Here is a 12,309-nt window from a genome sequence, read left to right on the forward strand (position 1 = left end):
GAGCGCGCGATGCGCTGGATGCTGCTGTTGTTCATGAGCCTGAGCCTGCCGGCGCTCGCCGACCTCGACTACAGGCTCACGCCCCGGCAGATCGCCGAAGACACCTGGTTGCTCGAAGGCAGTACCGATAATTTCGCCCGCAGCAACGGCGGCAACATCGTCAACACGGCGTTCATCGTCACCGAGCGCGGCGTGGTAGTGATCGACAGCGGGCCCTCGCGACGCTACGGCGAAGCCCTGCGCAAGGCGATTGCCGCGACCACCGACAAGCCGGTCATCCAGGTGTTGTTGACCCATCACCACCCGGACCACGTGCTGGGCAATCAGGCCTTCAGCGACGTGCCGATCGGCGCATTGGCCGGCACGACCGAGCTGCTCAAACAGCAGGGCGACGCCATGGCCGAAAACATGTACCGGCTGGTGGGGGACTGGATGCGCGGCACCGAAGTGGTGTTGCCGACCGAAACGCTGGCGCCCGGGGTACGAACTTTTGGGAATCACGATCTGCGCCTGCTGAGCCTGGGTGGGCATACGGGCGCGGATCTGGCTATTCTCGACCAGAAGACCGGCGTGCTGTTCGCCGGCGATCTGGTGTTTTATCAGCGGGCGCTGACCACGCCGAACAGCCCTGGGCTGTCGGTGTGGCTGGCAGACATCGACAGCCTCCAGGCGCTGCCCTGGACACTGATCGTGCCCGGCCACGGCCCGCTGGCCAACGATGCCAGACCATTCGCGCAAATGCGCGACTACCTCGGCTGGCTCGATCAACTGATGCGCGACGGCGCCGCCAACGGCAGCGACATGGCGGAAATGATCCGCAGCCCCATTCCGGAACGCTTCGCCGCGATCAGCCTGAGCCGCTACGAGCTGATTCGCAGTGTCAGCCATCTGTACCCGCGTTATGAGCGTGAGCAGATGAAGCGCGTTGATCAATAACCCCCCCAACATCCCCATCCTCTGTGGGAGCGAGCCTGCTCGCGATGAGGTCAGTCCATTCAACACAGGTGTGCCTGATCCAGTGCCATCGCGAACACGCGCGCTCCCACAGGGGCGCCAGCATTGGTCGAGACCGAGACCCGCTACCAAGGAACTAGAAATCTCAACACTGCGGGCAATTGTCGCAGGGCCTGTGGCGACCAAGAATCTGCACCAGACCGGGAAAATTTCCCGGGTATAACAAAAAACCGCAGAGGTAGCCGCCATGACCCAACCCGCACGTCGCCAACCCTTCGTCCTGAGCGTGTTGCTCAGTGCCATGCTGCTGTCCGGCACGGCATTGGCCGCCGTCAGTGACCAGGACATTCTCCAGGACCCCAAGAACCCGGAGCAGATCGTCACCAACGGTCTGGGCGTCCAGGGTCAGCGCTACAGCCCCCTCGATACCCTCAACGTCAACAACGTGAAAGACCTGCGACCGGTCTGGGCGTTTTCCTTCGGCGGTGAAAAACAGCGCGGTCAACAGGCTCAGCCGATGATCAAGGACGGCGTGATGTACATGACCGGATCCTACTCGCGGGTATTCGCGGTGGATGCGCGCACCGGCAAGAAACTCTGGCAATACGATGCACGCTTGCCCGACGACATCCGCCCGTGCTGCGACGTGATCAACCGTGGCGTGGCGCTGTATGGCGACCTGGTGTTCTTCGGCACCCTCGACGCCAAGCTCGTGGCGCTGAACAAGGACACCGGCAAGGTGGTGTGGAGCAAGAAAGTCGCCGACCACAAGGAAGGCTACTCGATCAGTGCCGCGCCGCTGGTGATCAACGGCAAGCTGATCACCGGCGTGGCCGGTGGCGAGTTCGGGGTGGTGGGGAAAATCGAAGCCTACGACCCGAAAAACGGTGATTTGCTGTGGTCCCGCCCGACGGTCGAAGGCCACATGGGCTATGTCTACAAGGACGGCAAAGCGATAGAGAACGGTATCTCCGGTGGCGAGGCCGGCAAGACCTGGCCGGGCGATCTGTGGAAAACCGGCGGTGCAGCGCCCTGGCTGGGCGGTTACTACGATCCGGAAACCAACTTGCTGCTGTTTGGCACCGGCAACCCGGCGCCATGGAACTCGCACCTGCGTCCTGGCGACAACCTGTACTCGTCGTCGCGCCTGGCACTCAATCCGGACGACGGCACCATCAAATGGCACTTCCAGAGCACGCCCCACGATGGCTGGGACTATGACGGCGTCAACGAGCTGGTGTCGTTCAACTACACCGAGGGCGGCAAGGAAATAAAGGCGGCGGCGACCGCCGACCGCAACGGCTTCTTCTACGTGCTGGACCGTACCAACGGCAAGTTCATCCGTGGCTTCCCGTTCGTGGACAAGATCACCTGGGCCACCGGCCTGGATAAAGACGGTCGGCCGATCTACAACGAAGCCAGCCGTCCGGGTGCACCGGGCAGCGAAGCCAAGGGCAGTTCGGTGTTCGTCGCCCCGGCGTTCCTCGGCGCGAAAAACTGGATGCCGATGGCCTACAACAAGGACACCGGGCTGTTCTACGTGCCGTCCAACGAATGGGGCATGGACATCTGGAACGAGGGCATCGCCTACAAGAAAGGCGCGGCGTTCCTCGGTGCCGGTTTCACCATCAAACCGTTGAACGAAGACTACATCGGCGTGTTGCGCGCCATCGACCCGAAAACCGGCAAGGAAGTGTGGCGCCACAAGAACTTCGCGCCGCTGTGGGGCGGGGTGCTGACCACCAAGGGCAACCTGGTGTTCACCGGTACGCCGGAAGGGTTCCTGCAGGCCTTCAATGCCAAGACCGGCGAAAAAGTCTGGGAGTTCCAGACCGGCTCGGGCGTGCTCGGCTCGCCGGTGACCTGGGAAATGGATGGCGAGCAATACGTCTCGGTGCTGTCGGGCTGGGGCGGCGCCGTCCCGCTGTGGGGCGGTGAGGTGGCCAAACGCGTGAAGGACTTCAACCAGGGCGGCATGCTCTGGACCTTCAAGTTGCCGAAGGACCTGGTGGCGAAGCACTGACCTGAAATCTTGCCCATCACCCTGTGGGAGCGGGCTTGCTCGCGAAGCGGTGTGTCATTCAACGTCCCTCTCGACAGACACGGCCCCTTCGCGAGCAAGCCCGCTCCCACATCGGATTTGCACCAAAACTACTACCAAATAACGAGAGCCCCTCCTGCCAACGGCGCATTCGTCTGGCCGGCGGGGCTCTCTAGTATCGGTGCATCGCCTGTCGGTCCGACAGGCCTCGACCCAGACAGAGGCTCACCATGATTTACGCACAACCCGGAACACCCGGTGCCGTCGTTTCCTTCAAGGCGCGCTACGGCAACTTCATTGGCGGCGAGTTCGTTGCGCCGGTCAATGGCCAGTATTTCACCAACACTTCACCGGTCAACGGCGAAGTGATCGCCGAATTCCCGCGCTCCAGCGCCGCCGACATCGACAAGGCCCTCGACGCGGCCCATACCGCCGCCGATGCCTGGGGCAAGACCTCGGCCCAGGACCGCTCGCTGGTGCTGTTGAAGATTGCCGACCGCATCGAACAGAACCTGGAAATCCTCGCCGTCACCGAAACCTGGGACAACGGCAAGGCCGTGCGCGAAACCCTGAACGCCGACGTGCCGCTGGCTGCCGACCATTTCCGTTACTTTGCCGGTTGCATCCGCGCCCAGGAAGGCGGCGCCGCCGAGATCAACGAGCTGACCACTGCCTACCATTTCCATGAGCCACTGGGTGTGGTCGGGCAGATCATCCCGTGGAACTTCCCACTGTTGATGGCGGCCTGGAAACTCGCCCCGGCCCTGGCCGCCGGCAACTGCATCGTGCTCAAGCCCGCCGAACAGACGCCACTGTCGATCATGGTCTTCGCCGAACTGATCGCCGACCTGCTGCCGGCCGGTGTGCTCAACATCGTTCAAGGGTTCGGTCGCGAAGCCGGTGAAGCACTGGCCACCAGCAAGCGCATCGCCAAGATTGCCTTCACCGGTTCCACCCCGGTCGGTGCGCACATCATGCATTGCGCCGCCGAGAACATCATTCCGAGCACCGTCGAACTGGGCGGCAAGTCGCCGAACATCTTCTTCGAAGACATCATGCAGGCCGAACCGGCGTTCATCGAGAAAGCCGCCGAAGGCCTGGTGCTGGCCTTCTTCAACCAGGGTGAGGTGTGCACCTGTCCGTCCCGCGCACTGGTGCAGGAGTCGATCTACGAGCCGTTCATGGCTGAAGTGATGAAGAAAATCGTCAAGATCAAGCGCGGCAACCCACTGGACACCGAAACCATGGTCGGCGCCCAGGCGTCGGAGCAGCAATACGACAAGATCCTCTCGTACCTGAACATTGCCCAGAAGGAGGGCGCCGAGCTGCTCACCGGCGGCGCCGCCGAGCGCCTGGAGGGCGACCTGTCCAGCGGCTACTACATCCAGCCGACGCTGCTCAAGGGCACCAACAAGATGCGTGTGTTCCAGGAGGAAATCTTCGGGCCGGTGGTGGGTGTCACCACCTTCAAGGACGAAGCCGAAGCCCTGGCCATCGCCAACGACACTGAATTTGGCCTCGGCGCGGGCCTGTGGACCCGCGACATCAACCGCGCCTATCGCATGGGCCGGGCGATCAAGGCCGGGCGCGTGTGGACCAACTGCTACCACCTGTACCCGGCCCATGCCGCGTTCGGTGGCTACAAGAAATCCGGTGTCGGTCGCGAGAACCACAAAATGATGCTCGATCACTATCAGCAGACCAAGAACCTGCTGGTGAGCTACGACATCAATCCGTTGGGGTTCTTCTAACTCACTGAACCCATGGCCCCCCTGTGGGAGCGAGCCTGCTCGCGATTGCGGTCCGACATTCAATGCTGAATGTGCTGACCTCATCGCCAGCAGGCTCGCTCCCATAGGGGTTTTTCACATTGCTTGAACGCCGAGGCGCACCCCCTACCAACGCACCCCACAACCTCGTTCGAAAGTAGCATTCGGACCTTTTGCGCCCCGTGCATTAATGGCTTTACCGGAATTGCCCGGCATAAGAAGAGGATTGACCCATGTGGACTAAACCCGCGTTTACCGACCTGCGCATTGGCTTCGAAGTGACGATGTATTTCGCCAACCGCTGATCGTTCACCCGGCCAGCCGTGGTGTTGGCCGGGCCTGCCTCCTGGAGCATTGCCCATGCACATCCGCGTTCTCGGCTCCGCCGCCGGCGGTGGTTTTCCGCAGTGGAACTGCAACTGCCGGCAGTGCGCCGGACTGCGCGGCGGCAGCCTGCGGGCGCAGCGTCGCACGCAGTCATCCATCGCCCTGAGCGACGACGGTGTGAATTGGCTGCTGTGCAATGCTTCCCCGGACATCCGTGCGCAAATCGACGGTTTCGCGCCACTGCAACCGGCGCGCCGCCTGCGCGACACGGCGATTGCCGGCGTGCTGTTGATGGACAGCCAGATCGACCATTGCACCGGCCTTTTGAGCCTGCGCGAAGGTTGCCCGCATACGGTCTGGTGCACCGCCCGGGTGCATGAAGACCTCAGCAGCGGATTCCCCTTGTTCCCCATGCTCGAACACTGGAACGGCGGTTTGCAGTGGCAACCCGTCGATCTGGACCGCGAACCGTTCCACATTGCCGCCTGCGAGCACCTGCGCTTGCGCGCGATTCCCCTGGTCAGCAACGCGCCACCTTACTCGCCCAACCGCGGCAATCCGCAGCCGGGCGACACCATCGGCCTGTTTATCGAAGACCAGCGTTCGGGGGCTGCACTGTTCTACGCCCCGGGGCTGGGCCAGATCGATGACGACGTCGCCCATTGGATGACGCGTGCCGATTGCCTGCTGCTGGACGGCACCTTGTGGCGCGACGACGAAATGCGTGTGTGCGGTGTCGGCCAGAGCCTGGGCAGCGAAATGGGGCACCTGCCGCAAAGCGGACCGGGCGGGATGCTCGAGCGGCTGGAGGATTTTCCCCGGCAGCGCAAGGTGCTGATCCATATCAACAACACCAACCCGATACTCGACGAGGACTCGGCGGAACGGGCGTTGCTGGAGCGACGGGGGATCGAGGTGGCCTATGACGGCATGGACATTGTGTTGTAGCCCCTGGCCCCATCGCGAGCAGGCTCGCTCCCACACGTGGTGGGGGTGTCAGCAACTGATCCCGCACATCCTGATCAACCAGAGGCCCTTGTGGGAGCGAGCCTGCTCGCGATAGCGCCAGACCAGACACGCAGAATCTTCCGGAGACCCGCAATGAACGAAACCCCCTTGACCCCCGCCGAGTTCGAACAGGCCCTGCGCGCCAAGGGGGCCTATTACCACATCCATCATCCCTTCCATCAGGCGATGTACGCCGGTCGCGCCACGCGCGAACAGATCCAGGGCTGGGTCGCCAATCGTTTCTATTACCAGGTGAACATCCCCCTGAAAGACGCCGCCATCCTTGCCAACTGCCCTGACCGGGAGGTGCGCCGCGAGTGGCTGCAACGGATTCTCGACCACGACGGCGCGCCCGGCAGCGCGGGCGGCATCGAGGCCTGGTTGCGCCTGGGCGAAGCCGTGGGGCTGGACCGTGAGCGGATCCTGTCCCAGGAACTGGTACTGCCGGGGGTGCGCTTTGCCGTGGACGCCTACGTCAACTTCGCCCGGCGCGCTTGCTGGCAGGAGGCGGCCAGCAGCTCGCTGACCGAATTGTTCGCGCCGCAGATCCACCAGTCGCGACTCGACGCCTGGCCGACGCATTACCCGTGGATCGACGCCGGCGGCTACGACTATTTCCGTACGCGACTGGGCCAGGCACGGCGTGACGTCGAGCATGGCCTGCGCATCACCCTGGCACACTACGTCACCGTCGAGGGCCAGCAACGCATGCTGGAAATCCTGCAATTCAAGCTCGATGTGCTGTGGAGCATGCTCGACGCCATGAGCATGGCCTATGAACTGGAACGCCCGCCTTATCACACCGTCACCCGCGACAACGTCTGGCACCGGGGGATTGCGCTGTGAGCCTGATCGACCGAGGGCAATCGCCGGCATTGCGCCGGGGTTTTCGCCTGCAATGGGAGCCGCGCCAGGACTGCCACGTGCTGCTGTACCCCGAGGGCATGATCAAACTCAATGCCAGCGCCGGGCAGATTCTCGGCCTGGTGGATGGGCAACGCAGCGTGGCAGACATCATCGATTCACTGTCGGCGAGTTTCCCCGGTGTGCCGGGGATCGACGAGGATGTGCTGGCGTTTCTGGAGGTGGCCCATGCGCAGTTCTGGATCGAGTGATGCACCGCCCGGCCCGCCGTTGTGGCTGTTGGCCGAGCTGACTTATCGCTGCCCGTTGCAATGTCCTTATTGCTCCAACCCGCTGGACTTCGCCCAACAGGGCGCGGAGTTGAGCACCGATGAATGGATTCGCGTGTTCGCCGAGGCGCGGGCCATGGGCGCCGCGCAATTGGGCTTTTCCGGGGGCGAGCCGCTGGTGCGCCAGGACCTGGCCGAGCTGATCAAGGCTGCCCGGGACATGGGTTACTACACCAACCTGATCACCTCGGGGATCGGCCTGACCGAAGGCAAGATCGCCGAATTCAAGGTGGCCGGGCTCGATCACATCCAGATCAGCTTTCAGGCCGCCGACGAAACGGTCAACAACCTGCTTGCCGGCTCACGCAAGGCCTTCGCACAAAAACTGGCGATGGCCAGGGCGGTGAAAGCCCAGGGTTATCCAATGGTGCTGAACTTCGTCACTCACCGGCACAACATCGATCGCATCGACCGGATCATCGACCTGTGCCTGGAACTGGAGGCGGATTTTGTCGAATTGGCCACGTGCCAGTTCTATGGCTGGGCCGAACTCAATCGCGCCGGCTTGCTGCCCACCCATGAGCAACTGCAACGTGCCGAACGCATCACCCAGCAATACCGTCAGCGCCTGGAAGCCCAGGGGCACCCGTGCAAGCTGATTTTCGTCACCCCGGATTACTACGAAGAACGCCCGAAAACCTGCATGAATGGCTGGGCCAACCTGTTTCTCGACATCACTCCGGATGGCACCGCGCTGCCGTGTCACAGCGCCCGGCAATTGCCGGTGCAGTTTCCCAACGTGCGTGAGCACAGCATAGAGCACATCTGGAACGATTCCTTCGGCTTCAATCGCTTTCGCGGCGATGACTGGATGAAGGAACCGTGCCGCTCCTGCGATGAAAAACACAAGGACCTCGGCGGCTGTCGCTGCCAGGCGTTCATGCTCACCGGCGACGCCGAAAATGCCGATCCGGTGTGCAGCAAGTCGCCGCACCACGGCGTCATCCTCAAGGCCCGCGAAGAAGCCGACGCGCCGGGGCAGGGCATGGAAAACCTGACCCTGCGCAACGAAAAGGCCTCGCGGCTGATCTATCGCGGCTAGCCCAGACACCACAAATCCCCTGTGGCAGCGGGCTTGCTCGCGATGGCGGTGTCAAACTTGACGAATAGGCTGGCTGACCCACCGAATCGCGAGCAAGCCCGCTCCCACAGGGGCCTGCGGTGAACCAGGTATTGAGCACACCCATCAATTGGTCTGATTGCATTCGCAGCCGGATGGGTTAGTGTGGCTTTACCTTTCAAAACAATAAAAACAGGCTTTCCAATGAGCCAGAGTCTCAGCCAGCTGCGTAAATTCGTTTCGCCTGAAATCATTTTCGGTGCCGGGTGCCGGCACAACGTCGGCAATTACGCCAAGACCTTCGGGGCCCGCAAGGTGCTGATCGTCAGCGACCCCGGGGTGATCGCCGCCGGGTGGGTGGCCGATGTCGAGGCCAGCCTGCAGGCGCTGGGCATCGATTACTGCCTGTACAAGGATGTGTCGCCCAACCCCCGGGTCGAGGAAGTCATGCTCGGCGCCGAGTTGTACCGGGAAAACCATTGCGACGTGATCGTCGCCGTCGGTGGCGGCAGCCCGATGGATTGCGGCAAGGGCATCGGCATCGTCGTCGCCCACGGGCGCAGCATCCTCGAATTCGAGGGCGTGGACACCATCCGCGTGCCCAGCCCGCCACTGATCCTGATTCCGACCACCGCCGGCACGTCGGCGGACGTGTCGCAGTTCGTGATCATTTCCAACCAGCAGGAACGCATGAAGTTTTCCATCGTCAGCAAGGCGGTGGTGCCGGACGTGTCGCTGATCGACCCGGAAACCACCCTGAGCATGGACCCGTTCCTGTCCGCCTGTACCGGCATCGATGCGCTGGTGCACGCCATCGAGGCCTTCGTTTCCACGGGCCACGGACCCTTGACAGACCCCCATGCGCTGGAGGCGATGCGCCTGATCAACGGCAACCTGGTGCAGATGATCGCCAACCCGACGGACATCGCCCTGCGCGAGAAAATCATGCTCGGCAGCATGCAGGCCGGGCTGGCGTTCTCCAACGCGATCCTCGGCGCGGTGCACGCCATGTCCCACAGCCTGGGCGGCTTCCTGGACCTGCCCCATGGCCTGTGCAACGCGGTGCTGGTCGAGCATGTGGTGGCGTTCAACTACAGCTCGGCGCCGGAGCGTTTCAAGGTGATTGCCGAGACCTTCGGCATCGATTGCCGCGGGCTCAATCATCGGCAGATCTGCGGACGCCTGGTGGAACACCTGATTGCCCTCAAGCATGCGATCGGCTTCCATGAAACCCTGGGTCTGCACGGGGTCAGCACGGCGGACATTCCGTTCCTGTCGCAACACGCCATGGACGATCCGTGCATCCTGACCAACCCGCGCGAGTCCAGCCAGCGTGATGTCGAGGTCGTCTATGGCGAAGCCCTCTGACGATCAGCAACGGGCGCTGGCGGGGCTGTTGGGGTTAGGCAGTCACTCGGCGCGCAAGAGTCATTACCCGGAACTGGCCGCGCGCCTGGATGAGCTCGAAGCCGAGCGCAATCGCTACAAGTGGCTGTTCGAAAATGCCGTGCATGGCATTTTCCAGGCCAGCCTGTTGCAAGGCATGCGCGCCGCCAACCCGGCGATGGCACGCATGCTCGGCTATCAGAATCCTCAGCAAGTCTTGTTTTCCCTGGCGGACCTGGCGAGCAACCTGTTCGTCGGCGGCGCCGAGGAGCTGGAAAACATCGGCGAAATCCTCCGCCACCAGGGCAGCCTGCACGGCTACGAAACCCAATTGCGGCGCCAGGACGGCAGTCACCTCGACGTGTTGATGAACCTGTTGCTCAAACCCGGCCAGGAAGGGCTGGTGGAAGGGTTCGTTGCCGACATCACTGAGCGCAAGCTGGCGCAGCAGCGCCTGCAACAACTCAATGACGAACTGGAGCAGCGGGTCACCTCGCGTACCGACGAGTTGCTGGAGGCCAATCGCAACCTGCAGCAGCAGATCACCCAGCGCAAGCAGATCGCCGAAGCCCTGCGCGATGCCCGTGATGCCGCCGAAGCCGCCAACCGCAGCAAGGACAAATACCTCGCGGCGGCCAGTCACGACTTGCTGCAACCGCTCAACGCCGCGCGCTTGCTGATTTCCACCTTGCGTGAGCGCCAGTTGCCGGAAGTCGAGCAGGTGCTGGTCGAACGCACCCATCAAGCCCTGGAAGGTGCGGAGGACCTGCTCACCGACCTGCTGGACATTTCCCGCCTCGATCAGGCAGCGGTCAAGCCGGATGTGGCCTTGTACCGCCTCGACGAGTTGCTCGGGCCGTTGGTGTCGGAGTTCCAGTCGGTCGCCGCAGCCGCCGGGTTGGGCTTGCGTGTGCACATGGGCGACTACGCCATTCGTACCGACCTGCGCCTGGTGACCCGGATCCTGCGCAACTTCCTCAGCAACGCCTGCCGCTACACCGATCAGGGCAGCATCCTGCTCGGGGCCAGGCGTCGCGGTGACTTTTTGCGGCTGGAAGTCTGGGACACCGGGCGGGGCATCCCGGCGGATCGCCTTGATTCGATCTTCCTCGAATTCAATCAGTTGGATGTCGGCCGCGCCGCCGACCGCAAGGGCGTCGGCCTGGGGCTGGCGATTGTCGAGCGGATCGCCAAGATCCTCGACTACCGGATCCAGGTGCGGTCGCGGCCGGGGCGCGGCTCGCTGTTCAGCATCGAGGTGCCGATTTCCATGGAGGTGCCATTGCCCATCAGCCTCGCGCCGCCGCAACCGGGCACGGGCAATCCGTTACCGGGCCGGCGTTTGCTGGTGCTGGACAATGAAGTGAGCATTCTGCAAAGCATGAGCGCGCTGCTCGGGCAGTGGGGCTGCGAGGTGGTCACCGCCACCGATGAAGCTGCCGCACTGGCGGCGTTGAAAGGGCAAGCGCCGGAACTGATCCTGGCGGACTACCACCTCGACCACGGCGTGGTCGGTTGCGAAGTGGTGCGGCGTCTGCGTGAACATTTCCGCCGCACGATTCCGGCGGTGATCATCACCGCGGACCGCACCGATCAATGCCGGCGCTCGCTGCAAAGGCTCGATGCACCGCTGCTGAACAAACCGGTGAAACCCGGCAAGCTGCGGGCGGTGCTGAGCCAGATGCTGGGTTAGGCCAGCTCGCGATAGTGCAGGCTGAAACCCAATTGCGTGCTTTGGTCCTGCTCCAGCAACACCAGACCCGGGCGGCCTGGCAGATGGTGGGCATTGACCGGATGGCTGACCGGCTCGATGCAGAAAAAATCCAGGCCCACCGGGCAGTAGAGCAGGAAGTATTCGCTGCCGTGGGCCTGGCATTCCAGTTCATAGCCCAGGTCCGCCTGCTGGATCAGGCAATGCCCATCCCAGCCGCAGAAACCGTTATCGACCAGGGTGTCGGGCAGGCCTTTGAATGAGTGGAAATCCCAATCGGCGGGCAGCGGACTGAGTCGGGTCGGCATTTTGGACGCATCGCACAACCAGACTTGCCCGGCCTTGGCCTGCAACCGGGTGCTGCGGGTGCGCGGCAGATAGGGGTGCAACCCCAGGCCATGCCAGGCAGCGCGTTCGGCCAGATGGGTGACGTGCAGGTCGATGCTCAGTTTGCCGCCGCTCAAGTGAAACCGTTGCCGGGCGCGGTAGGCGAACGGGGTGCTGCTGTCGAGTTGCAGGAGCACTTCATCGGTTGTCCGCGAAACCACCTGCCACGGCTGCTGCCAGGCGCTGCCATGGATGGGATAAGGATCGGTCAGCGTGTTGGGTTCCAGGGCCAGCCAGCCATCCGGGCGGTCGAAACCGTCGTCGGAAATGCGGTTCGACCAGGGCACCAGGGGAAATCCGCCGAGTTTGTTGGCAAGCCCGGTGCTCAGTGCCTCGGCGTCGCTGTGACGCAACAGCGGCTGTCCACTGCGCAGCACCGTCCAGTTGACGATGGCGCCACCGGTGTCGGGGCAGAGGATGAGGCGGGTGAGTTCGTCTTCGAGTTCAAGCAGTGTGGACGTCATATTGACCAG

The 12,309-nt window shown here is 63.1% G+C and carries 11 protein-coding genes; 10 read left to right on the forward strand and 1 reads right to left on the reverse strand.

Annotated features, from left to right (window positions below):
* The first annotated feature begins 9 nt into the window (after positions 1-9).
* The 10 genes from ACM6IM_RS04435 to ACM6IM_RS04480 all read left to right on the forward strand — a co-directional run bounded on the left by ACM6IM_RS04435 (position 10) and on the right by ACM6IM_RS04480 (position 11,431).
* A complete protein-coding gene (locus ACM6IM_RS04435) occupies positions 10-936 on the forward strand; it encodes a quinoprotein relay system zinc metallohydrolase 1 (protein WP_414864307.1) in 927 nt (308 codons plus the stop codon).
* A gap of 265 nt (positions 937-1,201) precedes the next feature.
* Positions 1,202-2,977 (forward strand): PQQ-dependent methanol/ethanol family dehydrogenase, encoded by a 1,776-nt coding sequence (locus ACM6IM_RS04440; protein ID WP_192303135.1) that lies wholly within the window; start codon positions 1,202-1,204, stop codon positions 2,975-2,977.
* 248 nt (positions 2,978-3,225) lie between these two features.
* Entirely contained in the window at positions 3,226-4,746 is a 1,521-nt protein-coding gene (locus tag ACM6IM_RS04445) for an aldehyde dehydrogenase family protein (protein WP_414864308.1), read from the forward strand.
* 251 nt (positions 4,747-4,997) lie between these two features.
* Positions 4,998-5,069, forward strand: a complete 72-nt coding sequence (gene pqqA, locus ACM6IM_RS04450; protein ID WP_003253598.1) for a pyrroloquinoline quinone precursor peptide PqqA — start codon at positions 4,998-5,000, stop codon at positions 5,067-5,069.
* A 55-nt stretch (positions 5,070-5,124) separates the two neighbouring features.
* Positions 5,125-6,039, forward strand: coding sequence for a pyrroloquinoline quinone biosynthesis protein PqqB (gene pqqB / locus ACM6IM_RS04455; protein WP_414864309.1), 915 nt, complete (start codon positions 5,125-5,127; stop codon positions 6,037-6,039).
* A gap of 153 nt (positions 6,040-6,192) precedes the next feature.
* Positions 6,193-6,945: a pyrroloquinoline-quinone synthase PqqC gene (pqqC, locus tag ACM6IM_RS04460; protein ID WP_414864310.1), complete on the forward strand. Its 753-nt coding sequence runs from the start codon at positions 6,193-6,195 to the stop codon at positions 6,943-6,945.
* Positions 6,942-7,214, forward strand: a complete 273-nt coding sequence (gene pqqD / locus ACM6IM_RS04465) for a pyrroloquinoline quinone biosynthesis peptide chaperone PqqD (RefSeq protein WP_192303126.1) — start codon at positions 6,942-6,944, stop codon at positions 7,212-7,214. Before pqqC ends, pqqD begins: the two co-directional genes overlap by 4 nt.
* Complete coding sequence (gene pqqE / locus ACM6IM_RS04470; protein ID WP_414864311.1) at positions 7,192-8,334, forward strand: pyrroloquinoline quinone biosynthesis protein PqqE; 1,143 nt, start codon at positions 7,192-7,194, stop codon at positions 8,332-8,334. Before pqqD ends, pqqE begins: the two co-directional genes overlap by 23 nt.
* A 222-nt stretch (positions 8,335-8,556) precedes the next feature.
* Positions 8,557-9,720, forward strand: coding sequence for an alcohol dehydrogenase-like regulatory protein ErcA (ercA, locus tag ACM6IM_RS04475; protein WP_414864312.1), 1,164 nt, complete (start codon positions 8,557-8,559; stop codon positions 9,718-9,720).
* Positions 9,704-11,431, forward strand: a complete 1,728-nt coding sequence (locus ACM6IM_RS04480; protein ID WP_414864313.1) for a NahK/ErcS family hybrid sensor histidine kinase/response regulator — start codon at positions 9,704-9,706, stop codon at positions 11,429-11,431. The genes ercA and ACM6IM_RS04480 overlap by 17 nt, the downstream gene beginning before the upstream one ends.
* On the opposite strand, the gene ACM6IM_RS04485 is transcribed toward ACM6IM_RS04480, so the two are convergent.
* Positions 11,428-12,300 carry an aldose 1-epimerase gene (locus tag ACM6IM_RS04485; RefSeq protein ID WP_414864314.1) on the reverse strand — a complete coding sequence of 291 codons (873 nt, stop codon included), beginning with the start codon at positions 12,298-12,300 and terminating at the stop codon, positions 11,428-11,430. The genes ACM6IM_RS04480 and ACM6IM_RS04485 overlap by 4 nt on opposite strands.
* Positions 12,301-12,309 lie beyond the last annotated feature (9 nt).

The sequence above is a fragment of the Pseudomonas sp. IT-P12 genome, assembly GCF_949767465.1.
Taxonomy (GTDB): Bacteria; Pseudomonadota; Gammaproteobacteria; order Pseudomonadales; family Pseudomonadaceae; genus Aquipseudomonas.